At 65.0% G+C, this 23,366-nt stretch carries 23 protein-coding genes and 3 pseudogenes; 16 read left to right on the top strand and 10 right to left on the bottom strand.

All coding sequences use genetic code 11. The annotated features are described in order from the left end of the window. Positions 1-26 precede the first annotated feature (26 nt). A pseudogene (locus G6N13_RS23070) lies at positions 27-678 on the bottom strand (alpha-amylase family glycosyl hydrolase); the annotation flags it as partial. A gap of 22 nt (positions 679-700) precedes the next feature. Continuing rightward, complete coding sequence (locus G6N13_RS23065; protein WP_163700995.1) at positions 701-1,111, bottom strand: globin; 411 nt, start codon at positions 1,109-1,111, stop codon at positions 701-703. 130 nt (positions 1,112-1,241) lie between these two features. On the opposite strand from G6N13_RS23065, the gene G6N13_RS23060 reads away from it, so the two are divergent. From G6N13_RS23060 to G6N13_RS23050, 3 genes are read left to right on the top strand one after another with little or no spacing between them, the layout of a single operon-like run. Further along, a complete protein-coding gene (locus G6N13_RS23060; RefSeq protein ID WP_163700993.1) occupies positions 1,242-1,874 on the top strand; it encodes an HNH endonuclease in 633 nt (210 codons plus the stop codon). 19 nt (positions 1,875-1,893) lie between these two features. Next, positions 1,894-2,133, top strand: a complete 240-nt coding sequence (ctaJ, locus tag G6N13_RS23055) for an aa3-type cytochrome oxidase subunit CtaJ (protein ID WP_163700990.1) — start codon at positions 1,894-1,896, stop codon at positions 2,131-2,133. Then, complete coding sequence (locus G6N13_RS23050) at positions 2,120-2,596, top strand: DUF5130 domain-containing protein (RefSeq protein WP_163700987.1); 477 nt, start codon at positions 2,120-2,122, stop codon at positions 2,594-2,596. The genes ctaJ and G6N13_RS23050 overlap by 14 nt, the downstream gene beginning before the upstream one ends. Here G6N13_RS23050 and G6N13_RS23045 read toward each other — a convergent pair whose 3' ends face one another. Both G6N13_RS23045 and pepN read right to left on the bottom strand, forming a co-directional pair. Continuing rightward, a complete protein-coding gene (locus tag G6N13_RS23045; protein WP_163700985.1) occupies positions 2,597-2,944 on the bottom strand; it encodes an HNH endonuclease in 348 nt (115 codons plus the stop codon). Positions 2,945-2,968: 24 nt separating this feature from the next. After that, positions 2,969-5,539: an aminopeptidase N gene (gene pepN / locus G6N13_RS23040; RefSeq protein ID WP_163700981.1), complete on the bottom strand. Its 2,571-nt coding sequence runs from the start codon at positions 5,537-5,539 to the stop codon at positions 2,969-2,971. 85 nt (positions 5,540-5,624) lie between these two features. On the opposite strand from pepN, the gene G6N13_RS23035 reads away from it, so the two are divergent. Continuing rightward, entirely contained in the window at positions 5,625-6,233 is a 609-nt protein-coding gene (locus tag G6N13_RS23035; RefSeq protein WP_163700978.1) for a mycothiol-dependent nitroreductase Rv2466c family protein, read from the top strand. 343 nt (positions 6,234-6,576) lie between these two features. On the opposite strand, the gene G6N13_RS24510 is transcribed toward G6N13_RS23035, so the two are convergent. Beyond that, positions 6,577-6,918: a hypothetical protein gene (locus tag G6N13_RS24510; protein ID WP_235677870.1), complete on the bottom strand. Its 342-nt coding sequence runs from the start codon at positions 6,916-6,918 to the stop codon at positions 6,577-6,579. Here G6N13_RS24510 and G6N13_RS24595 point away from each other — a divergent pair. Beyond that, positions 6,917-7,213, top strand: a complete 297-nt coding sequence (locus tag G6N13_RS24595) for a hypothetical protein (protein ID WP_220096767.1) — start codon at positions 6,917-6,919, stop codon at positions 7,211-7,213. The two genes, G6N13_RS24510 and G6N13_RS24595, sit on opposite strands and share 2 nt — an antisense overlap. A gap of 409 nt (positions 7,214-7,622) precedes the next feature. Further along, a complete protein-coding gene (locus G6N13_RS26295) occupies positions 7,623-7,790 on the top strand; it encodes a mycothiol-dependent nitroreductase Rv2466c family protein (RefSeq protein ID WP_163694303.1) in 168 nt (55 codons plus the stop codon). Here the strand turns inward: G6N13_RS26295 and G6N13_RS23020 are convergent. Further along, positions 7,787-8,893 carry a hypothetical protein gene (locus G6N13_RS23020; protein WP_163700973.1) on the bottom strand — a complete coding sequence of 369 codons (1,107 nt, stop codon included), beginning with the start codon at positions 8,891-8,893 and terminating at the stop codon, positions 7,787-7,789. The genes G6N13_RS26295 and G6N13_RS23020 overlap by 4 nt on opposite strands. Positions 8,894-9,306: 413 nt before the next feature. Between G6N13_RS23020 and G6N13_RS25555 the strand changes: the two are divergent. Continuing rightward, positions 9,307-9,560, top strand: a pseudogene (locus G6N13_RS25555) (mycothiol-dependent nitroreductase Rv2466c family protein); the annotation flags it as partial. An 11-nt stretch (positions 9,561-9,571) separates the two neighbouring features. On the opposite strand, the gene G6N13_RS23015 reads toward G6N13_RS25555, so the two are convergent. Then, positions 9,572-10,027, bottom strand: a complete 456-nt coding sequence (locus G6N13_RS23015; protein WP_235677869.1) for a MarR family winged helix-turn-helix transcriptional regulator — start codon at positions 10,025-10,027, stop codon at positions 9,572-9,574. A 1,740-nt stretch (positions 10,028-11,767) separates the two neighbouring features. Here G6N13_RS23015 and G6N13_RS23010 point away from each other — a divergent pair. The 3 genes from G6N13_RS23010 to G6N13_RS23000 are packed head-to-tail and all read left to right on the top strand — an operon-like array spanning position 11,768 to position 14,573. Continuing rightward, positions 11,768-13,177, top strand: a complete 1,410-nt coding sequence (locus G6N13_RS23010; protein ID WP_163700970.1) for a purine-cytosine permease family protein — start codon at positions 11,768-11,770, stop codon at positions 13,175-13,177. Then, the gene (locus tag G6N13_RS23005) at positions 13,174-13,623 is read left to right on the top strand and encodes a nucleoside deaminase (protein ID WP_094483888.1); all 450 of its coding nucleotides are present in this window, start codon (positions 13,174-13,176) and stop codon (positions 13,621-13,623) included. Before G6N13_RS23010 ends, G6N13_RS23005 begins: the two co-directional genes overlap by 4 nt. Then, positions 13,620-14,573 carry an isopenicillin N synthase family dioxygenase gene (locus G6N13_RS23000; RefSeq protein ID WP_163700967.1) on the top strand — a complete coding sequence of 318 codons (954 nt, stop codon included), beginning with the start codon at positions 13,620-13,622 and terminating at the stop codon, positions 14,571-14,573. The genes G6N13_RS23005 and G6N13_RS23000 overlap by 4 nt, the downstream gene beginning before the upstream one ends. On the opposite strand, the gene G6N13_RS22995 is transcribed toward G6N13_RS23000, so the two are convergent. Then, complete coding sequence (locus tag G6N13_RS22995) at positions 14,529-14,756, bottom strand: hypothetical protein (RefSeq protein ID WP_163700964.1); 228 nt, start codon at positions 14,754-14,756, stop codon at positions 14,529-14,531. The genes G6N13_RS23000 and G6N13_RS22995 overlap by 45 nt on opposite strands. A 50-nt stretch (positions 14,757-14,806) precedes the next feature. Here G6N13_RS22995 and G6N13_RS22990 point away from each other — a divergent pair. The 5 genes and pseudogenes from G6N13_RS22990 to G6N13_RS22970 form a co-directional block, all read left to right on the top strand. After that, a pseudogene (locus tag G6N13_RS22990) lies at positions 14,807-14,983 on the top strand (TetR/AcrR family transcriptional regulator); the annotation flags it as partial. Positions 14,984-14,993: 10 nt separating this feature from the next. After that, a complete protein-coding gene (locus G6N13_RS22985) occupies positions 14,994-15,473 on the top strand; it encodes a ribose-5-phosphate isomerase (protein ID WP_163700961.1) in 480 nt (159 codons plus the stop codon). 3 nt (positions 15,474-15,476) lie between these two features. Next, positions 15,477-16,268: an Fpg/Nei family DNA glycosylase gene (locus tag G6N13_RS22980; RefSeq protein WP_163700959.1), complete on the top strand. Its 792-nt coding sequence runs from the start codon at positions 15,477-15,479 to the stop codon at positions 16,266-16,268. A gap of 440 nt (positions 16,269-16,708) precedes the next feature. Continuing rightward, a complete protein-coding gene (locus G6N13_RS22975; RefSeq protein WP_163700956.1) occupies positions 16,709-17,032 on the top strand; it encodes a helix-turn-helix domain-containing protein in 324 nt (107 codons plus the stop codon). Positions 17,033-17,720: 688 nt separating this feature from the next. Further along, positions 17,721-19,409 (top strand): cation:proton antiporter, encoded by a 1,689-nt coding sequence (locus tag G6N13_RS22970; protein WP_163700953.1) that lies wholly within the window; start codon positions 17,721-17,723, stop codon positions 19,407-19,409. Here G6N13_RS22970 and G6N13_RS22965 read toward each other — a convergent pair. Together G6N13_RS22965 and G6N13_RS22960 are read right to left on the bottom strand one after the other, a co-directional pair. Continuing rightward, positions 19,406-20,254: a DUF1542 domain-containing protein gene (locus G6N13_RS22965; protein WP_163700950.1), complete on the bottom strand. Its 849-nt coding sequence runs from the start codon at positions 20,252-20,254 to the stop codon at positions 19,406-19,408. The genes G6N13_RS22970 and G6N13_RS22965 overlap by 4 nt on opposite strands. Positions 20,255-20,308: 54 nt before the next feature. Beyond that, on the bottom strand, positions 20,309-21,490 hold the full coding sequence (locus G6N13_RS22960) for a serine hydrolase domain-containing protein (protein WP_163700947.1): 1,182 nt from the start codon (positions 21,488-21,490) through the stop codon (positions 20,309-20,311). 244 nt (positions 21,491-21,734) lie between these two features. On the opposite strand from G6N13_RS22960, the gene G6N13_RS22955 reads away from it, so the two are divergent. Further along, complete coding sequence (locus G6N13_RS22955) at positions 21,735-23,363, top strand: metallophosphoesterase (protein WP_235678117.1); 1,629 nt, start codon at positions 21,735-21,737, stop codon at positions 23,361-23,363. The last annotated feature ends 3 nt before the right edge of the window (positions 23,364-23,366 follow it).

Below are 23,366 nucleotides of genomic sequence, written 5' to 3'. Positions count from 1 at the left end.
CCAGCTCGCCGTCGATCAACGGGCGCCGGCATCGGCAGCCAGGTGTCAGGGTTCGTCGAAAAGCCGAACGGGGGAGTGTCGCCCGCCCACGGCAGCGGCACCCGACAACCGTCGCGGCCGCTGCCAGCGCGTTCTCGATCGCGACGCGGATGCTGGTGACGTCGAATTCGGCTCGTGCCAAACGAAAGCTGAACCCCATGTGCAGTTCGTCGGGGCGCAGATACTTGGCGAAGTCTTCGTTCTCGAACACCCAGATCTGGCCGATCGTCACCGCATCCGGGTAATCGTCGAGCACCGAACGGATGCCGCGGTGGATCTCGTGAACGGCGTCGTGATTGAACCGGGGATCGTCGTCATCGAGGGTGAGCATCCCGACATCGGGGTTGGCCATATCCGGCAGTCCGGGCGGCTCGGCCATCCCGTGCGCGACATCGAGCCTGGCTCGATTCCCGGGTCGCTGCGCCCCTGCCCTCCGTCCCGCGCCCTGCCATCCCGGAAGATATACCGTTCTCGCTCAATGCTTCCCGGGGCGGCCTGACACCAGGTGTGCGCAGAACTGGTGTGGTTGGGCATCAGGTCCATGGTGATCCGGATGCCCCGGGCGTGGGCCGCGGTGATCCGCCGCTCGAGTGCGGCCAGCCCGCCGAACAGGGGATCGACATCGCGCGGGTCCGCCACGCAGGGTGGGTCATCGACGTCCTTAGAAGGCGGAGTTGACCATCGCTTGGGCGGCCATATCGAGATAGGCCAGAAGCTCGCCGCGATGCGCGTCGTCGAGCGTCGCGGAGTCGATCGAAGCGACCGCGGTGTGCATGCACCGCAGCCAGGCGTCCCGTTCCAGGAAGCCGATCGTGAACGGGGCATGACGCATCCGGAGCCGGGGATGACCCCGCTCATCGGAGTACGTCCGCGGACCACCCCAGTACTGTTCGAGGAACATCCGCAACCGGTCCTCAGCGCCGTCGAGGTCTTCCAGCGGGTAGAGCGGAAGCAGCACTTCGTCCTCTTGGACCAGCTCGTAGAACCGGGACACGATCTGGCGGAACGTCTCAGCGCCGCCCACCGCGTCGTAAAAAGTCTGTCCATCGGCGTTCGACTGAGTTTCCGTCACCCCACCATTGTGTACATCCGCCTCCCGCGCGACCCACGTCACCCGATGTTCACGGATTTGACCTGCGAACATCGACCACATAGTCGTGCGATTACGGCCGATCCGTGGTGGACTGGTCTTTGGAGGTCGAATGGCGCAGCGCAATCGGAACCGCGGTCACCGAGCCGCGACGGGCCCGATCGGGTCCTTACCGAGTTCAAGCCTGCACGCCGACCCTCACATACCCAGCCCGGCCGACGGATCAGTGTGGGGTCGTCGCCGGGTGCTGTTACTGAATTCCACGTACGAACCGCTGACGGCGCTCCCCATGCGCCGGGCGGTGATCATGCTCCTATGCGGTAAAGCCGATGTGGTGCACGACGACCCCGGCGGACCGGTCATCCATTCGGCCAGCCGGGCAATTGTGGTGCCGTCGGTGATCCGGTTGCGCAGCTTCGTCCGGGTGCCCTACCGGGCGCGCATCCCGATGACCCGGGCCGCGTTGATGCATCGCGATCGTTTCCGGTGCGCGTACTGCGGCTCCAAGGCCGACACCGTCGATCACGTGGTGCCGCGCAGCCGCGGCGGTGAGCATTCCTGGGAGAACTGCGTGGCTGCCTGCGCGACGTGTAATCACCGCAAGGCCGACAAGCTCCTGAGCGAGCTGGGCTGGACGCTGAGACTGGTGCCGATGCCGCCGAAGGGCCAGCATTGGCGGCTGCTGTGCACCATCAAGGAACTCGACCCGGCCTGGGTGCGCTACCTGGGTGAGGGCGCGGCGTGAGACTGCTACGGTTTGCCTCGTGAATGCTGCTGTCGTCCACGGCCTGTTCGTGGGCATCCCCTTTGGGCTCGCGGCTGTCTTGGCCCTGTTGATTATTCCCGGCAAGGGCAAGCGCGCCGCGACGTACAAGTTGTCCGAGCCTTGGACGCACGCGCCGATCCTCTGGGCGGCCGTCGATGAGGTCGTTCCCGACGGTGGCCATCACGGTCACGGTGCGGCTGAGGTGAACGTGGGAGGTGGAGCAAGTGGGAAGTGGTGAGCACGGGACGGTAGCGACCGTCGATCCGGCCAACCTGCCGTACGGTTTTGCGCTGACCACCAGCGGACGGGTTTCGGGCGTCACCGAACCCGGCGAGCTGTCGATGCACTACCCGTTTCCGGTCAGCCAGCTGGTCGAACTCGACGATGCGCTGAAGTACGGCAGCCGGCAGTCCAAGGCCCGCTTCGCCGTCTACATCGGTGATCTGGGCAGCGACACCACGGCCCGGGCCCGCGAGATCCTCGCCGACGTCCCGACCCCGAACAACGCGGTGCTGCTGGCCGTGTCGCCCGATCAGAAGGCGATCGAGGTGGTCTACGGCGCGGACGTTCGTGGCCGTGGCGCGGAGTCAGCAGCCCCACTCGGGGTGTCGGCAGCCGCGTCGGCGATCAAAGAGGGCAACCTCATCGACGGGCTGGTCAGTGCCGTGCGCGTGATGTCGGCGGCCATCTCCCGCCCGTAGTCAGGTCGTTGCCAGCAACTGCGCGCGGATGTGGACGTAGCGCTCGAGAAACAAGCGTTCATCAAGGCGCTTGCGGCGCAGCCAACCGGTCACCTCGTCATTGCATTTACTGGCGTTGCAGGCCGCGCAGGCGGGCACCACGTTGTCGATCGTGTATCTGCCGCCCCGGGATATCGCCATGACGCAATCCCGCTGCAGCGGCTTACCGGTCGCCCCGCAATAGGCGCAGCCGCTCCACGCTTCTTTCAACGTCGCCCACTGCGCCTCGGTCAGGTCGTTGACGACGGCCTTGACACGCCTGGTGCGCCTGCGCGCCGCGCGTGCTCGCCGACTGTTGGGGGCCGCCATGGCCGAAAGCGTAGGCGGCAGACGCTAGCTTGCGTCGAAGGCGCGCGCCTTCAACGACCGCTCGACGCCGGCCCGGCCTTCCAGAACTAGCCGCCGCAGTGCGGACGGCAGCTCGCCGTCGAGGAATGTGTCCGCAGCCGCCAAAGCCTCGGAGCTGATATCCCACGACGGGTACAGGCCGATCACCACGGTCTGCGCCACCTCGCTGGACCGGCGCTCCCAAACTCCCGGGATCGCCTCGAAATAGTGTGCTGTGAACGGCTGCAGCAGCGCGGCCTGCCCGGCCGGGGCGAACCCGCCGATGATCGCCCGCGCGGTGATATTGGCCAGTGTGTCGTCCTCGATCACCTGCTGCCACGCGGCTTGCTTAACGGCGAGCTGCGGACGGGCCGCGGCCGCCGCGGCGGCGTGCCGGCGACCGGCCGCGGTCGGATCGTTGGCGGCTTCAGCGTCCAGGAATGGCGTCTGGGGACCGTCGCCGTCGATGTCACCGGCGGCGGCCAGCGCGGTGACGATGCGCCAGCGTAGATCGGTGTCGATCACCAGGCCAGCGAGGTTCACCTCGGCAGGCTCACCGTCCAGCAGCGTCGCCAGCACCGCGACGTGGTTCAGCTGCAGCACCGAGGTGCACAGCGCGTTGACGAACGCCAGCTGGTGGTCCGACCCCGGGGCCGATTCCCGGGCCAGGTCCAGCAGCCGGTCGGCGAACGCCGGCCAGCCGTTGGCGCACGCCCACGCCGGGTCGGCGTAGGAGTTCAGCGCGGTCTGCGCCTGCAGCAGCAGCCGCTGAGCCACCCCGACCTCGGATTCGGCCTGAACGCCGCTCATCACCAGGGCCACGAAGTCCCGCGCGGTCAGCTCGGCATCGCGGGTCATCTCCCACGCCGCCGACCACACCAGCGTGCGGGGCAGCGGTTCCTCAATATCGGCAGTCCGGCTCAGCGCGGTCTGCAGTGACGCGTCGTCGAGCCGCAGTGAGCAGTAGGTCAGGTCGTCATCGTTGACAAGGATCAGCTTGCCGCGCGAAACACCTTGCAGCGCAGGAACATCCGTCAACGCGCCGGATACGTCGAGTTCCTCGCGGTGCACTCGGACCAGCTTGCCCGTCATCGGGTCGTCGTCGTAGATGCCGACCGCGAGCCGGTGCACACGGGTCTCGCCGGCACCGGGTGCGGCACCGCCCTGCGCGATCGCGAAGCGGGTGAAACGGCCGTCGGCGTCGACGTCGAAGTCGGCGCGCAGCGTGTTGAGCCCGGTGGTCTTGAGCCACTGCCGACCCCAGTCGGACAGGTCGCGGCCCGAGGCCTTCTCCAGCGCGCCCAACAGATCATCGAATGTCGCGTTGTCGAAGGCGTGCGCGGCGAAGTAGTCGCGCAGCCCGGACAGGAAGTGCTCCAACCCGACATAGGCCACGAGTTGCTTGAGGACGCTGGCACCCTTGGCATAGGTGATGCCGTCGAAGTTGACCTCGACAGCGTGCAGGTCGGGGATGTCGGCGGCGACCGGATGGGTCGAGGGCAGCTGGTCTTGACGGTAGGCCCAGGACTTCTCCACGTTGGCGAACGTGGTCCACGCCTGGTCATACTCGGTGGCCTCGGCCTGGCAGAGCACCGAGGCGAACGTCGCGAACGACTCGTTGAGCCACAGGTCGTCCCACCAGGTCATCGTCACCAGATCGCCGAACCACATGTGTGCCATCTCGTGCAGCACCGTCTCAGCCCGGCGCTCATAGCTGTACCGGGTGACCTTGGACCGGAAGACGTAGTCCTCCAAGAAGGTCACCGCGCCGGCGTTCTCCATTGCGCCGGCGTTGAATTCGGGCACGAACAACTGGTCGTACTTGCCGAACGCGTACGGCACGCCGAAGTTGCGGTGATAGAACCCGAAGCCCTGCTTGGTCTCGCTGAACAGCCGCTCGGCGTCCATGTACTCCGCCAGTGAGGACCGGCAGAACAGGCCCAGCGGGATCTCGCCATGCTCGTCGGCGTAGACGTCATCCCAGCGCGCGTAGGGACCCGCGATCAGCGCGACCAGATAGGTGCTCATCCGCGGGGTGGTGGCGAAGGTGTGGGCCTTCACCTTGCCGTTTTCCTCGACGGTGCTGGTCGCGCCGTTGGAGATCACCTGCCAGTGCGACGGCGCGGTGACCGTCACATCGAAGGTCGCCTTGAGGTCAGGCTGGTCGAAGCAGGCGAACATCCGCTTGGCGTCGGCGGTTTCGAACTGCGAGTACAGGTAGACCTCGCTGTCGACCGGGTCGACGAACCGGTGCAGGCCTTCGCCGGTGTTGGAGTAGCGGCAGTCGGCCTCGACCACGAGGACGTTGGTCTGGGCCAGGCCTTCCAGCGGGATGCCGGTGGACTCGTCATACCCCGACACGTCGATCTCAACTCCATTGAGCACGGCGCTGTGCACGGTGTCGGCGGCCAGGTCGATGACGGTATCGGCCCCCGGCACCGCCTCGAACTCGACGGTCGTGGTCGACCGGAAGGTCTTTTCCCCGGAAGTCAGGTCCAGATCGATGCGGTAATTGCCGACGGTGACCAGAGCAGCGCGCTCGATGGCCTCGTCACGGGTGAGGTTGGGAAGTGCCACGCGTCCAACCTAGCGGGAGCGGGAACAGTGTTCTATTGACATGAGTTGTGATGAAGATCTGCGTCAACCGCGAGGAGGAGCCCGCATGTCCGAGAAGTCACGCGCCGATTTCTGGTTCGACCCGCTGTGTCCGTGGTGTTGGATCACCTCCCGCTGGATTCTCGAGGTGGAGAAGGTCCGCGATATCGATGTCAGCTTTCACGTGATGAGCCTGGCGGTGCTCAACGAAGGTCGCGACCTGCCCGAGCAATACCAAGAGATGATGAAGAAGGCGTGGGGTCCGGTGCGGGTCGCCATCGCTGCCGAGCAGGCCCACGGCGCCGAGGCGCTCGGACCGCTTTACACCGCTATGGGCACCCGCATCCACAACCAGGACAACAAGAACCTCGACGAGGTCATCGCGCAGTCGCTGGACGAGGCCGGCCTTCCCGCCGAGTTGGCCAAGGCTGCGACGGATCCGTCGTACGACGACGCTCTGCGCAAGAGCCATCACGCCGGGGTGGACGCCGTGGGCGAGGATGTCGGCACGCCGACGATTCATGTCAAGGGGGTCGCGTTTTTCGGTCCGGTGTTGTCGCGCATTCCGCGCGGTGAGGAAGCCGGCAAGTTGTGGGACGCTTCGGTGACGTTTGCGGCCTACCCGCACTTTTGGGAGTTGAAGCGGTCTCGTACGGAGCCGCCGCAATTCGACTGAGCGGGCGAACCGGAGGTAGGGATCGAGTTCGCGCATTCGGTTCACGTGTTCTTGTTGTAGTTCGTCGGTGCGGGTGAGGAAGTCGATGATCCAAGCGAGTTCGGTTGGCATCCGATGAAAAGACCTCCCCAGCCTGGGCTTGACCCGGTTCGTCGATACCAGGGCAAGCGGCCCGTGCCGACTGGTCGAGTCAGTTTCCATTGAGGCGCAAGGCTGACTGTATCCAGATTGCGTTGTGTGGCCGGCGTTTTGGGGTTTGATCGCGGGGCTTGTTGGCGCGGGGAGGCCCCAGCCTCCCCACACCGCCTAACCGATCAGCACCTGGTCTATTCGACCCGCAGGGTTAGGTGACAGTCGTGGTGGTGAGTGTCGGAGAAGGATTCGGGTAGCAGGAGGTTGCGACATTGAAGTTAGGACCAATCACTGGTTTTACTGTCGTGGTGAAGGTCATGCCGGGGTTGGAATAGCTGGTGCCGGCATACTTGCTGGTAATCGAGCCGGGAGAGTTGGCCGTCACGTTGATGGTGACCGCAGGCGGTGTGTACGTCGAGCCACCGGGAATCGGGCCGGCAACGGTAAGCACGACATTACTGCCCACGAGGGCAGTCGTACCGGAGAATGTTCCACCGGATGCGCTGGAAGAGACATATGTCGAGTTGGCCGGGACCGGGATGATCATCTGCATGTTACTGATGCTGACGACCGTGACAAGGGGGATTGGGTTCGTCGGCACCGTCGATGAACCTGGTGCGATGGTAATGGCCACAGGAGAACCCGCGGTCACCGAGCCCGGCGCGGTGCCGGTGACCGAGGTTGTCATGCTCGACGTCCCAGCCGAGGCCTGGCAGCTCCAGTTCACCGAGACGGCTGCATTTGCCGTCCCAGCGAAACAAAGTGCGGCGGCAAGGGCCATGGGAGTGATGGCACCAGCGCGAAGCAGCGTGGATGTATTTGATCGCATATTCTTCTCCAAACGGTGAAGGTAGCGACGTAGCCAGGGTGCCGCGCCGCGGATAAATGTATCTCGCCTCCGCGGAAATTCCCGGCACATTTCGAACACGTTTCGATGGCAGTGTCGCGTCCATTATTCGCTATTGATAATTCGCAAATGAAAGCTATTGCTGCAAAGATATTGAATACAGAATAATTGTGGACGTGCACTCTTGGGGACTGCGCGAAAAGTCGAGGACCTGTCGAGGTGTGGGTCCGCCCTGGCGGATGTGTCAGGCTTCGCCGTCGAAGGGGTCGCCTTGTCGGCGCCGAGGCTACCCATCTCGCAGTCCTCGCCACTCAACGCATCGACGCCCGAGACCTGGCCGCAGACGCAGAACAACGCGGATGGAGCCCGCATGAACGAGAGCGCCCGGTACCGCCTTACTGCCGTCCTTGGTGGCGGCGGTCGCCGCCGGGGTTTTGGACGCGGTCGGCGGGGATGTCGGTATGCCGATGCTTCATGTCGGCGGGGTTGCGCTCTTCGGTCCGGCGTTGTCCCGTATTCCGCGCGGTGGAGGTTTCGTCCTAGGCCGCTGCATTCCGGCCGACGGGGTGAGTTCCTAGTGTGTGCGGTTGGCGTGTCCCGCTTTTCGTGCTGAGGAGCCGGTGCTTGTGGAGCCGCCTGCGGCAGCTCCGTGGGTGTTATGAGTCTCGGCGGGCTGTGTGTTGTTTTCGCTGCCCGCGCTGGTGTTGTCGGCTGCCGCGGGTGTGGCTTTTGTGCTCGCTGTGCCGCGCGTGCTCGTCGCGGTTCGTGGGCTGGCGGTGGCGGTGGCGGGGGTGGTGTCCAGTGTCACCGTGGCGGCCGGTGTCGGTGGGGCTGCGGCCGCGCGGGAGGACGTGACCGCCGCCGCCGTGGATGACACCGGTGCGCCCAGCTTTTGCGCGAAGAGGTCGCGAAAGCCGATAAATACGGGGACCAAGCCAGTTCCGGAGGTGACCGGAGTCAGAATCCCCCATGACGCCGCCGGTGCATACCCGTTGAGGAAGGCGTTGGTGAGCACGGCAGGGGCGTTGACGATCGCGTTCACCGCCGCCCCGAAATCGCCGGCGCCCACCGCGTCGTACACCGCTTGCGCGGTATCCCCAAACGCGCTCTCGACGCCGCTAGCCGTGTAGAGCGCAGAAAGGCCCAGTGTCCCAACAAAAGTGGGGACGAGGTTGACGAAGTTGGTGATGTTCTGCAAAACCTGGCCGGGGATGTTGAGTATCGGACTTTGTATCAGTGCGAAGCCGGGGGATACCACCAGTGCGAGCGCGGCGGTGTATGCCGTGGACAGGCCAGCGCTGATCTGGCCGGCGGCCACTTGTTGAGCTGCCTGAAGGAGAGCCGAGGGAAGTGCCTTCGCGGCCGCGACAAAGGCGCCGCCGGCGTTGCCGAGCGCTGTGGAGATGGTGGTGGCGTAGCCGATCTGGTTGGCGATGATCTGCTTGAGGATGGGAGCAGGGCTGGCCTGTATCTGTTGGCCGATGGCCGCCAGGTTGTTGAACGTGGTCGTCAGGACCTGCACCCACTCGGTGAAGGGATCGACCATCGAGGTCGTCGACGCGGTCAACGTGGCCGCGATGCTCGAGACCGGGATCGCCGGCGGGTGCACCTGCTGCGGTGTCACCACTAGCGGTGACAGCGCGATGGCGCTCGCTCCGATCAGTGCCACGCCGCCGGTCATGCTGGTCCGTACAAACGTTTGCATTGCTCTGCCCCAATCATCGGTAACCTGAACTCGTAAATTACTTCACCCCGATCGCTGCCGGGACCGATTTCGCCGGAGTTTTTGAGAATTTCTCAGCTGGGTGGTGTCTCTCCTGGGAAAAGTCTCGCGTCCCTGGCCGTTATTCGATGTTGAAAGTTAACGACAGAAAGTTATCGATTTAAGATAATTAACTACATAAAGCTATTGATAGCAAGGCGTTGAATACTGAATATGCTCGAGCGGCGAAGGCTCACTTGCCAGAGTCAGGGGAGGTGGCAAGCCACCTGCCGGCGGTGACATCCCGGTACTTGCCGGACCCGACGTGGTCGAGGTGAGTGCAATCACGCGATAACGCAACCATTTTCAAGCCTGGATCGGCCGTCGCATAGTCGCTGGACGGAGTCGGTCTTCCCGCCGGATTGGCCAAGGCTGCGGCGGACCCGTCGTATGACGACGCTCTGCGCAAGAGTCATCACGCCGACGATTCACCTCAAACGGGGTCGCGTTTCCGTGGTGCGGTGTCGCCGCGCAGTCCGCGCGGTGAGGAAGCCGGCAAGCTGTGGGACATCTCGGTGACGTCTGCGGCCAATCCGCACTTTGGGAGTTGAAGCGGTCTCATATGGAGCCGCCGCAATTCGACTGAGCGGGCGAACCCTAGTGGGGGTAGGGATCGAGTTCGCGCATTCGGTTCACGTGTTCTTGTTGTAGTTCGTCGGTGCGGGTGAGGAAGTCGATGATGAGAGCGAGTTCGGCTGGGTTGTAGTGGCTGAACAGCACTTTGCCGCCGTGGCTCAGTAGGGGGGCGAGGAGTTCGGAGACGCGGCGGGCGGCGAGCTCGGTGGCTACCACGATTACTCGGCGGTGATCGGTGGGGTGTTGGGAACGGGTGACGTAGCCGAGTTTTTCGAGGCGGTCGAGGGCGATCGTGGTGCCGGCGGCGGTGAGGCCGAGCTGGTCGGCGAGAAGTCCTGGTGTCATGACCTTCTCGCCGGCGCAGAGGATGAGTTCCAGGGCGCGTCGGTCTGTTTGATTGACGCCGAGCACTCGCACCAGTTCGCGGGCTACGTCGTCGGAGGACGCATGAAGTGCTTCCATTTTTCTCTTGAGCATTACCGAGATCCGAGCGAGTTCGGTTGGCATCCGATGAAAAGACCTCCCCAGCCTGGGCTTGACCCGGTTCTGCTGACCGTTGGCTTTTCTTTGTGGTGGAGCTTCATCATACGCATGATCGAGTGGCCTTCGTGGCGTTTATCGACACGGGTACTCGAAGGGGCGACAGCGAACTTGGCTGGCAACACGCGCCGCTGACGGATTCAGCCGCAGCGCCACACCAACACTGGTGCGGTCGGCCTGCGGGCAACGCGGGGTTTGGGCCGAATTGGGCCAGCGTGTGTCGGTATTCGGCAACCAAGACCGGTGCGCGCGATCGTCTCATCGGGGAGCGCAGTCCTGTATGCAACCCGGCTGATTGGTGTTTCATAACCCCGCAGAGTTGGAGTCCTTGTCGGAAAACGCGAGTGTGAATCGCGCGTTATTAACGGCATCAGTCGTCCTTCCATTCTCCCGAGTTTATGGAAATATGTTTGGCAAATTCTGATGGTAAACGCTATCTCCCGAGAGTCGCCGATGGTGCGGCACAGGACCATTGGCGGACGAATTTCAAGAGCTCCGATAAAGAACTGGGGAGAGGATGGCCGCCATTCGACTGCGACTGGGAAATAGCAACGATGCCCGCCTGGGCTGCCACGTCGAGAGCCATTCACCGCTACGGTCGTCCACATCGCCCGCTGAATCCGACCCCAACTCGGTCAGCGCCGACCATGCGTGCAGTCAGCTGTTCGTCGTCCGCTATCCGCCGGTGTGTCCGACTTGCAGAGCTTGGGCAGCGGTCGCGCTGGCGAGGACCCGGGTAGCACTTGGTTGTCACGGGTGCATTCCCGCAATGATCGTGGTCGAAGCTCATGCCGAGGTTCTAGTGTCGGCATACTGGCTGGCAACCGAGCGGGCGGCGGTGACCGACGCGTTCGCGTTGACCGCAGGCGTCGTGCAGGACGAGCCACCAGGAATTGGACCGGGTATGGTCTGCGCGACATATCGCCTCCTAAAGCCGTCGGGCCGGAGACGGTGTTGCCAGATGTGCTAGCGCACACATATATCGAATTCGCCGGATCTGGATGAGCATCTTCATGTTGGTGATATTTGTGCTCGGAAACCGGATGCCGAATGCCAGACCGTAAATTAAGCCGATGCAACGGAAATGACTACTGGTGAGCGCGCAGTCACCGAGCCCGGTGCGGTGCCAGTAACCGAGGTTGTGATAATCGGCGTCTGAAAGACGCCCGACGTCGTGTCCTAGTAGGTCCCGTTTACGTCGATGCCTGCATTCGCCGCGCCGTGAAAAACTTGCGGCAGCAAGCGCCAGCGGAGTGATTGTGATGTTCTCGCCGAAACTCTCTAGTATGTGAATGTCGTTTCAACAGCAAATTTTTGTATCCGTTATTGATGTTGACACTTAACTGTCGAAAGTTATTAGCGCAAAGATATGTCGAACTATGTTCGGTCGCGAGCCCAGGACAATTCGGATCCGAACCCGGGGAGATTTGTGCGTCAGGTCCGACACGAGGTCGGCCAGCCGACCGCGGTTTCGGCATGGATGCCCCCATCACTCGCGCCACGACGTGGTGGTCCTTGAATTCGGCGTCGCGGGTCAGGCCGTAGTCGTCACGTGCAGCGACGCCCGAGGGCCACGCACTTCTGGGAGCTCAAGCGGACGCGGATCGCGGCGCCCCAAGTTCGACTAACTTTCGCCTTCCGGTTGCGCGCCGGGGCGTCAGGTACAACCTTGTAGCCATGACAGTGGCTGACCCGACTGAGCCGAGCGTGCAGACCGACGGCACCTACCGCGACAAGTTGGTGGCCGTCGAACCCGGTGGCAACGAGTTCATCGCCCACGAAGACCGCCACGGCAAGCCGAGTCAGCTGTTCTGGACGTGGACCTCACCCAACCTCGAATTCGCGACGATCTTCGTGGGTGTGCTCGCAGTGGCCGTCTACGGGATGTCGTTCTGGCAGGCCGTCGTCGGCATCGTGATCGGCACCGGTCTGGGCGCGGTCGCGCACTACTTCCTGTCGGCCCGCGGCCCGTTGCACGGTGTGCCACAGATGGTGCTGGGCCGGATGGCGTTCGGCTTCAAGGGCAACGCGGTGCCGTCGGTACTGATGTCGGTGACCGCGGGCGTCGGGTGGTTCGCCACCAACAGCGTCAGCGGTGCGTTCGCCCTGTCCACTCTGTTCCACATCGGGCCGCTGCCGGCGCTCGTCATCATCGTGTTGATCCAGACAGCCTTCGCATTCTTCGGTCACAACCTGGTCCAAGCCTTCGAACGCTGGTCGTTCCCGGTGCTCGCGGTGATCTTCACCGTCGCCTCCGTGGTGATCCTGACCAAATCGCACTTCGACGCGCCCGCGGTCGACGGTGGCGTCGGTGGTCTCGGTGGCTTCCTGCTGACGGTCGGTACCGCCTTCGGCTATGCCGCGGGCTGGACGCCCTACGCCGCCGACTACACCCGATATCTGCCGGCCACGGTGTCGACGGCTCGCACCGGGCTGTTCGCCTCGATGGGGCTATTCCTGTCGTGCGTGATCCTCGAGACCGTCGGTGCCGCATCGGTGACCATCGGGCCGGCGCTGTCCGACAACCCCACCGAGGCGTTCACCAGCGAGCTGGCCTCGCCGTTGGCCAAGGCCACGCTGCTGGCCATCGCGGTGGGTGCTATTGCGGCCAACGCCATCAACATCTATTCCGGGGCAATGGCTTTCGTGACCATCGGGGTCAAACTTCCGCACCACATCGCCCGTGCCCTGGTCACCGTGTTCTTCGGCGTCGCAGGTTTCGCGATCGCCTGGTGGGCCCTGGCTGATGCGGCCGCCAGCTACGAAGCCTTCCTGCTGATCATCGCCTACTGGATCGGTCCGTGGCTCGGCGTGGTGTTCGCCGATCAGTACCTGCGCCGGGGCCAGTCGATCGCCGGATTCCTCTATGACCGCAGCTACGCCAACTGGGGCGGATTCGCGTCCTTCGCAGTCGGCCTGGTTGTCTCGGTGCTGCTGTTCTCCAACCAGGAGAAGTTCGTCGGCTACATCGCCAGGACGCTGCCCCAGCTCGGCGACATCACGTTCTTCGTGGGCTTCCTGATCGCCGGCGCGAGCTATCTTGTGCTATGCCGATCGAAGATCGCCGCCGAACGAACCGCGGTATGACTCCGCTGGAGATGCTCGAGGTCGCGTACGAGGAAGCTCGAAAGGGCCTGGCGGAAGGTGGAATCCCGATCGGTGCCGCGCTGTTCAGCGCCGATGGGGTGCTGCTGGGTAGCGGGCACAACCGCCGGGTGCAGCAGGGCGACCCGTCGCTGCACGCCGAGACCGACGCCTTCCGTGCGGCGGGCCGTCAGCGCGATTACCGCTCGACGATCATGGTCACCACGCTCTCACCGTGCTGGTACTGCAGTGGGCTCGTGCGCCAGTTCAACATCGGCGCGGTGCTGATCGGCGAGAGCAAAACCTTCACCGGTGGCCATGATTGGCTGGCCGAGCACGGCGTCGACGTGACGCTGCTGGACGACGAACGCTGCGTGGCGATGATGACGGATTTCATCGCCGAGAACCCCGCACTGTGGAACGAAGATATCGGAGTAGCCGACACGTGATCACAGGAGTCGACATCACCCGCTGGCACGCCGGGGGAGCGCAGGCCGACGCCGTCGCGGCCGAACTCGACGAGGGCTTGCAGCAGTCCGGCTTCATCCTCGTCACCGGGCACGGCATCGATCCCGAACTTGCTGCCCGGGTGCGCGCAGCGTCACGAAAGTTCTTCAGCCTGCCCGACGAGGTCAAGCGGCGGTACTCGGTGGCGGTCGGCGGCCACGGCTGGATCGCCCCCGGCGCGGAGGCCAACGCCTACGCCGAGGGCACCGAGACGCCGCCCGACCTCAAGGAGAGCTACAGCCTGGGTGCCGAGACCGCCGTCGGCGACCCTGAGGTCGACCGAATCTGGTTCGCGCCCAATGTCTGGCCAGCCGAGGTGGCCGAACTGCAGACGTTGGTCAACGAGTACACCGCCGCCATGCGCCGGCTGGCCGATGACGTGCTGGCGCTGATGGCGCATGCGCTCGGGCTGCCGGAGAACCCGTTCGTCGCGCTGGCTGACCGGCCGACTTGGACGATGAACATCAACCACTACCCGCCGGTCAGCGTCGTCGGCGACCCCGAGCCGGGACAGTTCCGGATCGGGCCGCACACCGACTTCGGCACTGTGACGATCCTGGACCGCGAGCCCGGAGCCGTTGGGCTGCAAGTCTTTTCCGAGGCGGGCGGCTGGGAGGACGCGCCCTACGACCCCGCCGCGCTGACCATCAATATCGGCGATCTTCTCGAGTACTGGAGCGGGCTGCGCTGGCCGTCGGGCCGGCATCGGGTGTTACCCCCGCAACCGCACGCCCCCGAAGAGGACCTGATCTCGCTAATCTATTTCTACGAGGCCAACCATGACGCGCTGATCACTCCGCTGGCACCGCCCATCGGCCGGGTCGAGGGGCTGACACCGGTGACGTCGTCAGCCTTCATCAAAGAACGCCTCGACGCCATCACCGTGGGCTAGCGTCTCGCTCGGAACGTCGTCGAGTTCGGCAATCGCTGTGGTGCTCCTCGTGATAGACCCGGCGGCGGCGTTCTCCTCCAGGCGCCCGACCGATCCGGTGCCCGGGATGAGCAGGCTGTAGGCGTTCTGGACGCCGACGATCCGGGCCGGCCCCGCGCGCTGCTCGGCCGGCTTCTGCGCCAAGGCGAGTGGCCCGAAACGTGGCGCGCGCCGACCTTGCTCACGACCAGCAGGTCGTCGGGGCCGTGGACCTGCTGCTGAAGGCGGGTGCGGCCGACGGCAGTCTGCTCGCTGACGTGCAGGCCGACGACGTGGTGTCCAGCCTGTTGGGGATCTTCTTGACGAGTGGAGCAAGCGAGCAGGCCCAGCGAATGCTGGACCTTCTCGCGGCTGGGGTAGCGGCCCGTTAGGGTTACCGCCATGCGTGTCTACCTCGGCTCAGACCATGCCGGATACGAACTCAAACAAGCCATCATCGAGCACCTCACCAAGGGTGGCCACGAGCCGATCGACTGCGGCGCGTTCACCTACGACGCTGAGGACGACTACCCGGCGTTCTGCATCGCCGCGGCCACCAAGACCCTGGCCGACCCCGACAGCCTCGGCATCGTGATCGGCGGCTCCGGCAACGGCGAGCAGATCGCCGCCAACAAGGTACCCGGCATCCGCTGTGCGCTGGCGTGGAGCGCGGAGACGGCGTCGCTGGCCCGCGAGCACAACAACGCTCAGGTGATCGGCATCGGCGGCCGTATGCACCCGGTCGAGGACGCGCTGTCTTTCGTCGACGCCTTCATCGGCACCCCGTGGTCGAAAGCTGAACGCCACCAACGGCGTATCGACATCCTCGACGAGTACGAGCGCACCCACGTGCTGCCGCCAGTACCAGGGGCCCCGGCCTGACCCGTGCCGGAAGGCCACACCCTTCACCGGCTCGCCCGGCTGCATCAACGTCGCTTCGCGGGCGCGCCGGCGGCCGTGTCGAGCCCGCAGGGCCGGTTCGCCGACGCCGCGATCCTCAACGGCCGGGTCTTCACCCGGGCGTCGGTGTGGGGCAAGCACCTGTTCCACCACTACGACGGCGGCCCGATCGTGCACATCCACCTGGGCTTGTACGGCACCTTCACCGAGGCGCCGGTGCCGATGCCGCTACCCGTCGGTCAGGTGCGGATGAGGCTGGTCGGCACGGAGTACGGCACCGATCTGCGCGGCCCGACGGCCTGTGATGTGCTCGACGAGGCGCAGGTGTCCGCAATCGTGGCCCGGCTCGGGCCCGACCCGCTGCGCCGCGACGCCGACCCGGCAGTGCCGTGGGCGCGAATAGCCAAGTCCGGCAAAACTATCGGGGCACTATTGATGGATCAGAGCGTGATCGCCGGGGTGGGTAATGTGTACCGCAGCGAGTTGCTGTTCCGGCACCACATCGACCCTTTCCGGCTGGGCCGTGATGTCAGCGAGGAGGAGTTCACCGACGCCTGGACCGACCTGGTCGCGTTGATGAAGGTCGGCGTGCGGCGCGGCAAGATTGTGGTGGTGGAGCCCGAGTACGACCACGGTGCACCGTCGTATGCGCCGAACCGTCCGCGCACGTACGTCTACCGACGTGCCGGCGAGCCGTGCCGGGTGTGCAGCACACCGATTCTCACCGCCGTGCTGGAGGGCCGCAACGTGTTCTGGTGTCCCATCTGCCAGGTGTAGTCGAGCCCGGACATCGGGAAACGCTCTTCGCCCATTTGGGCCAGGGCTTGCGCCTCACGCCAACCGAGGCTGACATAGTTATCGGCATTGCGCTCGGCCAGCAGCGCGATCGACGAACTACGGAAATCCGGGCACCGACTGGCACTTGTGGTGCGTAGGCGCCATGACGACGCCACCGTCCGTCGACGTGCCGCCGAGCACGGGACGGACAGGCCAGCCGGCTTCGACCGCCCTCGCGTCGCGGTCCGCGATACGCAACGTTTCAAAAGCTGATACGCTCTGTATCAGACGGAGGAATCATGCCTACAACGATCGAACGCACTGTTGACGTCGAACACAGAGTTGAAGTCCTTGCCCACGAAGCACAGATACGTCGGGCACAGGAGCGCTTGCTGCGCATTGAAGACATGCGTGCGGCGAGCCAGCTTAAACAGTCGGGTATGACCCAACGCGAAATCGCCGACGTTTTGCGTACCACGCAGCCGCGGGTGGGCCGGCTGCTGCGCGGAGCAAGCGCGCTCGGTGACGCGCCGACCCCTGAGGAAGTCATCCTGCTTGCCACAGTCCGTGAGATCCCCCGCGACAGGCTGCTGAGACAACTTTGCGGCCTCGACTACACCTTCACCCAGTTCGCGCCCTATCCCCACGAGAGATCGGTACCGGGGACGTGGACTCAGGTGAGTACTGCCCATCAACTCGGACTACTCAGCGACGAGGAATACGAGAGTGTCAGCTCCGCAGTCCACCCGCCGACTGCGCAATAGGGTCCATTCCCAGCTGCCTGCCCTCCACGACGGGGGCAGTTCGCTGTTCCCCGCACGGTGGAGCGGTACCTCAGTGATCAGCTGATCGAGGAGGTCGCACACGAGTACCGCGCCACATGCCCCGACGCGCCGGCCCATGGTCGTGCCGCGATCATTACCGCCGGCGTCCCGGGCGCGGGCAAGTCGGTCGCAGTCAACTTGTTAGCCACGGATCACCGTCGAATCGACCCAGACGACTTCAAGGACCTCATCCTGATCCGACTGCACCAGGCCGGATTCCTCGACTACTGGCGCAACCACGTTCTCACCGACGGCAAACCCGTCCTTCCCAGCGAATTGCGGCGATGGGTGCAGAACGCCTCCACCGAGGCGGCGAACCGTGTTCGTGCCGCGTCTCTGCGTCTGGGCGAGAACTTCGTGATGGAGGGAACCCTGTCCTGGACTTGCTGTCGAGCAGTCCAAACACCGCTGGTGGGTCGGGCGGGAAGCAGCGCGAACCGTAGATGGCGTCGAACTCGGCGGCCGATTCATCGCAGAAGCCGCCCTCGAGGATTACTACATCCGGCAGCCCCTTCGCTGACGCCTTCATGCCTGCCTTCCTGACCCAAGAATCCCCGACGATTTCTTGGTTCACGCCCGTTTGTAACTACACCAGGCGAACTCATAGGGCGGACGGGACAATCTTCGTATGGAACTGATTCTCGTCGTCGTCGGCGCCATCGCAGTGGCGGCGATCGCCAAGCAGCGAGGCCTTGAGCCCGCACTGTGGATCGTCATCGTCGGCATCGCCGCGTCGTTCCTGCCGGGTTTCACCGCACCTGAACTGGATTCCCATGTTCTGCTCTCGGTGGTGCTGCCGCCGCTGCTGTATTCGGCGGCGTTGGACTTCTCGTTCCCGGCTTTCATGCGCAACATCAAGCCGATCCTCGGCCTCGGGGTGGGGCTGGTGGTGGTCACCGCCTTCACCGTCGCCGCTGTCTCGGCGTGGCTGGTCGTGGTGCCGCTGACCTTCGCCACCGCGCTGGTCCTCGGTGCCATCGTCGCACCGCCCGACGCCGTCACCGCCGTGGCGGTGGGCCGCAAACTGGGCCTGCCCAAGCGGGTGATGACGATCCTGACCGGTGAGAGCCTGATCAACGACGCCGCCGCGCTGGCGCTGTTCTCGATCGCGGTCGCCCAGGTCGCCGGTACCCACACCTTCATCAGCAACCCGCTGCTGTTGTTCGGCTACAGCGCGGTTCTCGGTCCGGTGGTCGGCGTGGCTCTGGGCTATGTCACGCTGTGGATCCGCGACCGGCTCAACAGCGCGAGTCTGGAGACGATCCAGGGCTTGGTCGTGCCGTTCGCCGCGTACCTGACCGCCGAACGGTTCCACGCGTCGGGCGTGCTGGCCGTGGTGGCCGCCGGGTTTATCGTCGGCAGTGGCACGTTGAGTGCGGGCTATCAGACCCGGCTGCAGGAGCGTTACGTCTGGCATTCGGTCGACGTGCTGCTGGAGGCGTTCGTCTTCGCCTATATCGGTCTGCATCTGCGGTTCGTCCTGGAAGATCTGCGCGCCGCCCACGAATCGCTGGTGGAGGTCGGCGTCGCCGCGGCGGTGGTGCTGGCGATCGTGCTGGTGATCCGTCCACTGTCGGTGTTCGTGATGTTCGGCCGCGGCGTGCTGTCCCGGCACGTCGATCGCAAGCTGAGCGTGCCGGTCCCCGAAGGTGGCCGGGGTGCGCTCGGCGGCCGCAAGAGAACTCGGCCACCAGGCAAGTGGCGGTCGATGATTGACCACACCTCGCTGACCTGGCAGGAGAACGTGGTGGTGTCCTGGACCGGGATGCGCGGTGTGGTGACACTGGCCGCCGCGGCCGGCATTCCGCCGACGATCGCCAGCGGGGAACCGTTCCCGGAACGGGCCACCATTCAGGCGATCGCCTTCGCGGTGGCGGTCGGCACGCTGCTCCTGCAGGGGTCGACGCTGCCGCCGCTGATCCGGCGACTCAAGCTGTCGTCACAAGAGAACGACCGCGCCTACGACCGGGAGGAGACCCTCAAGGCCGAGGGCACCGTCCACGCCGCGGCCGACGAGGTGCTGGCCTGGTTCGAGGCGAACCCGCCCGAGGGACTTGACCCGCACGTGTTGACCGACATCCGAAATTGGATCGCCCGGCACTCCAAGGACGCCGACGAGATGCCCGACCCCGAGGAGCACGATCTGCGGGCCGCAGTGTTCTCGACGTTGTATCGCGAGGTCTTGGCCGCCCAGCGGGCCGCGCTGATCCGGGAGCGGGATTCCGGCGAGATCGACGACGAGGCCGTGCGCGCCATGCTCGGTCGGCTGGATCTGCAGGAGGCCAGTGTGACCGCCCGGATGGAAAGCAGACTCTAGAAGTCGCCGAAATCGCCCCCACCGAAATCGCCGCCGCCCCAGCCGCCGCCGTCACCGAGGCCGCCCCCGTCGCTGCCCCAACCACCGCCGTCACCAGCCCAGCCGCCACCGTCGCCGCCCGCGCCTGCGTCTTGGCCGGTGCCCGCGTCCAGACCCTGGTCATACCCCTGGTCAAAACCTTGGTCGAAGCCCGAGCCGTAACCGTTCTCGAATCCTGACGCCCCGTAGCTGACGCCGCCCATGCCGGAGAACAGCGCATCGAAGAGCAGCACCGAACCCACGCCCCAGGCGCCAGCGACCAGCGCCGTCTTCCACCACGGCTCGGAATACCAGCCGGCCGGCACCGGTCGGCCCGCTACCTGGCCGCCGGGGTAATAGTTCGGGGTGCGCTCGCTTGGCACCGGCGAAGCCTCGATCTCACGGCCCTCGAACTGCACCTTGCGGTCCTCGGTGACCGCACCCGCCGACTTCTGTCCGGCGATGGTCTCCAATTCCGGACCAGGATCCATGCCCATCGCGGTGCGCGCGGCACGCACGTAGTACAGCCCCTCGATCGCGCTTTCCTTGGCCAGCATGGCCTGTTTGGCGGTGGTCGCCTGCTCGATCTGCGATGAGGCGGCGGTGAAACGTTCCGACGCGTCGGCCAGCGCCTGGGTGGAGGCGTCGTTGTTGCCCGACAGGTTGAGCACTTGGCCGCCGAGACGTTCGATGAGCCGCCGCGCGTCAGCCTTGGCGTCGGCCAGCGAGGCGGCGGTGCGATTGCCCGAGGCGCGCGACGAACTCACCACCGCCAGCACGATCGCAGCGACAACGACGAGGATGAGCACGACCAGCACACCGTTCATGGCGTCTACAGTACCGATCCTGTGAGAGTGCTCCGAAGAACGAGAGTTTGCTTGTCAGAGCACGCCGAGAGCGCGGTAGACCGCGTCACTCAACGCGGTGCTGCGGGGGTCGGCATTGCACTTGGTGGCGTCGAAGTAGTTCATCACGTAGGCGTACCCGATGCCGTGTTCGAGGTCGACAAACCCGTACGAGCCACCCGATCCGCCATGGCCGAAGCTGCGCAGGTTCGGTCCCGCGACACCCCGCTGGTTGAGCATGTAGCCGAGGCCCCAGCCATGATCGGCGACCCGGGCACCGAGCACGACATCGGCATCGAAGCCGCCTTGGGAGACACGGACGGATTCCAGATGGTCGCGGCCGAGCAACTTCTCCTGCGCCAGCCCGTTGTAGAACGTGGCCAGGCCCAGCGCCGACACGTGACCGTTGGTGGCCGGGAACTCGCTGCGTCGCCACCGGGTGAGCTCGTTGGAGCCGAGTTCGTCGTCGGGGACGAACCCCATGGCGACCGACATCCCGGCCATCGGATGCTCGTCGAGTGAGGTGGGGTAGCCCGGCGCCTGGCCGTTGGCCAGGACGTCGCGGATGTGTGGCTTGTTGACCATCTCGGCGCAGCGATGGTGTTCGGCGACCGGCAGGCCGATGTGCACGTCGATGCCCATCGGCTCGGCGATCTCGGTACGCAGGTACTGGCCTATTGTGCGGCCGGTGACGCGACGGACCACTTCGCCGAGGATGAAGCCGAAGGTCACCATGTGATAGCCCTGCGCGGTGCCCGGCGTCCACCACGGCGCGGCGGCAGCCAAGTCGGCGCACACCCGATCCCAGTCGGTGGTGTCCCGCCAGTGCAGACGCGTGCGCGGGCCGATCACCCCGGACCGGTGCCCGAGCACCGACGCGACCGTGATGTCCTGTTTTCCGTTCTGGGCGAATTCCGGCCAGTACTGCGCGACTGGGGCATGCAGATCGATCTCGCCGCGGTCTGCAAGTAGGTGCACACAGGTGGCGGTCAGGCCCTTGGTCCCGGAGAAGATGCTGGCCAGGGTGTCCTGCTGCCACGGCCGCTGACGGTCCGCATCGGCGTAGCCGCCCCAGAGGTTGACCACCAGATCCCCGTCGACCCACACCGCTACGGCGGCACCAACGTCGTCGGCGTCGGTGAAGTTCTTCTCGAAGGCGTCGCGAACCGCGCCAAAACCCGCGGTGCACGCACCGTCGATGGGTAGCTGGTCGCTCAACGCGCCTCCTGACCGGCGGGAATCACAGCTGAATCTACGGAGATCACGGTAGCCAGCAAAGATGCGAAGACGATTGGAGCGGAATCGCAACCAGGTCGTGATTAGCGTGGGCACCCAGCGCCGCCCCTTCCAAAATATGTTCATGTGGAGTTTCCTGTCGATTCCACGTTCTCGCAGGCACGTGCGTCACGATCCAGGGGTGGAGTTTCCCAGCACTGGCATTCCACCGGAGCTCGCCGCCCGGATGACGATGGCCGAGCAGCACGAGTGGCATCAGACCTATCTGCGCCGCCACCAGGTCTCGCGGCGCAACTTCCTGCGCGGCTCGGCCGCCGCTGCGGCCGTGGCCGCCCTGGGCACCGCACCGTTCGGGCATCGGGCCTACGCGCAAGACGCCCCTCTAGGGGTAGCTGGCCGGCGGGTCGGATACGGCTCGGACGCCTCGAGCCAGCTGCGGCTGGCCGCGCAGCTCTCGCGTAATCCTGGCGCGACCAAGGTCTTCGTCGACCACGGTCCGACACCCGGACTCGGCGCAACGATCGAAGCGGAAGTCCGCAATCTCCGCACCCAAATCCCGGACAGCAGTGGGGGAGTGCTGTCGGCCGAGCAGTTCTACGTCCACGCACCGGTGGACGGGTTGCCAGGGCGGACGCCGCACTTCTATCGTTGGCGCACCAGTGACGGTTTCGTCAGTGATGTGAGGTCGGCTACCACCGCACTGCCGAGCGCGCGAAATACGTTGGGCTGGTTCAGGTTCACTATGATGGGGGACCAAGGCACCAACGAGACGCCGACGTTTCCGCCCGGGCTCAGCGCTGGTGATTACGACGACAACTCGTACAAAGCGGACAATGATCCGACGGCCCCGCATGCCACGAATGTGCTGAACCAGATCATCGCTTCGCGTCCCGACTTCCACGTGCTGGCCGGTGATATCGCCTACGCCGACCCCACTGGCGGGGGTAAGCCGGCGCAGTTCGTCCGAAAAGGAGACCCCCCCAAGGGTTTCGACAAGTTCAACCCGTTCGTATGGGACGTATACCTGGGCTCCATCGAGGCCAGCGCATCGACGACGCCGTGGATGTTCGCCACCGGTAACCACGATATGGAAGCTGCCTACCCGGAGCATGGCTACGGCGGGCACCTGAAGCGGCTGGACTTCCCGGGTAACGGGCCGACGGGATGCCCGTCGGTCTATTCATTCACCTACGGCAACGTCGCGGTGTTGTCGCTGGATGCCAACGATGTCACCTATGAGATTCCCGCCAACCAGGGCTACTCGCACGGCACCCAAACCAGTTGGGTGGAAAAGACATTGGCCGCGCATCGAGCTAACCCCGCTATCGACTTCATCGTCGCGTTTTTCCACCACTGCGCCTACTCCACGGTCTTCGACCACGCCAGCGACGGGGGCGTGCGGGCAGCCTGGGGTCCCCTGTTCGATCGCTATCAGGTCGATCTGGTGCTGCAGGGCCACAACCATTCCTTCGAACGAACCGACCCGATCCGATCCAACGCGCCGACCCGGGTTGCCGAGGACAATGCGATCGTCTACCCAGAGACCGACGGAACCGTCTACTACACGGTCGGATCCGGCGGCCGGCGGCGATACAACTTCCAGCCCGACGAGCAGGAGAGCTACCGCGGCCACGCGGTAGCCGACACCTTCGTGCCCAACAGCTACTTCTGGACTGCCGACGGTCACAAGCAGGCCGAGGCCATCGCCTGGTCGCGAGTGCGGTTCCACAACTACGCGTTCATCCGGGTCGATGTGCGCCCCGGCAATCTCCTCAGTGAGATGGATGTAACCGCCGTCGACGAATATGGCCGGGAATTCGACAAGCTGACCTACCGCCGTGAGGTTCGCCGCTAGCGA

This window comes from Mycolicibacterium sarraceniae, assembly GCF_010731875.1.
GTDB classification, from domain to species: domain Bacteria; phylum Actinomycetota; class Actinomycetes; order Mycobacteriales; family Mycobacteriaceae; genus Mycobacterium; species Mycobacterium sarraceniae.
Note: the sequence above shows the minus strand (reverse complement) of the source record. Positions and strands in the feature narration are given on the sequence as shown.

Coding starts and splice junctions, on each gene's coding strand:
- G6N13_RS23060 (WP_163700993.1), top strand. CDS start 1,242: ATGGCGCAGCGCAATCGGAACCGCGGTCACCGAGCCGCGACGGGCCCG.
- G6N13_RS23045 (WP_163700985.1), bottom strand. CDS start 2,944: ATGGCGGCCCCCAACAGTCGGCGAGCACGCGCGGCGCGCAGGCGCACC.
- G6N13_RS23035 (WP_163700978.1), top strand. CDS start 5,625: ATGTCCGAGAAGTCACGCGCCGATTTCTGGTTCGACCCGCTGTGTCCG.
- G6N13_RS24595 (WP_220096767.1), top strand. CDS start 6,917: ATGTTACTGATGCTGACGACCGTGACAAGGGGGATTGGGTTCGTCGGC.
- G6N13_RS24510 (WP_235677870.1), bottom strand. CDS start 6,918: ATGCAGATGATCATCCCGGTCCCGGCCAACTCGACATATGTCTCTTCC.
- G6N13_RS23020 (WP_163700973.1), bottom strand. CDS start 8,893: ATGACCGGCGGCGTGGCACTGATCGGAGCGAGCGCCATCGCGCTGTCA.
- G6N13_RS23015 (WP_235677869.1), bottom strand. CDS start 10,027: ATGCTCAAGAGAAAAATGGAAGCACTTCATGCGTCCTCCGACGACGTA.
- G6N13_RS23010 (WP_163700970.1), top strand. CDS start 11,768: ATGACAGTGGCTGACCCGACTGAGCCGAGCGTGCAGACCGACGGCACC.
- G6N13_RS23005 (WP_094483888.1), top strand. CDS start 13,174: ATGACTCCGCTGGAGATGCTCGAGGTCGCGTACGAGGAAGCTCGAAAG.
- G6N13_RS22985 (WP_163700961.1), top strand. CDS start 14,994: ATGCGTGTCTACCTCGGCTCAGACCATGCCGGATACGAACTCAAACAA.
- G6N13_RS22975 (WP_163700956.1), top strand. CDS start 16,709: ATGACCCAACGCGAAATCGCCGACGTTTTGCGTACCACGCAGCCGCGG.
- G6N13_RS22970 (WP_163700953.1), top strand. CDS start 17,721: ATGGAACTGATTCTCGTCGTCGTCGGCGCCATCGCAGTGGCGGCGATC.
- G6N13_RS22965 (WP_163700950.1), bottom strand. CDS start 20,254: ATGAACGGTGTGCTGGTCGTGCTCATCCTCGTCGTTGTCGCTGCGATC.
- G6N13_RS22955 (WP_235678117.1), top strand. CDS start 21,735: ATGACGATGGCCGAGCAGCACGAGTGGCATCAGACCTATCTGCGCCGC.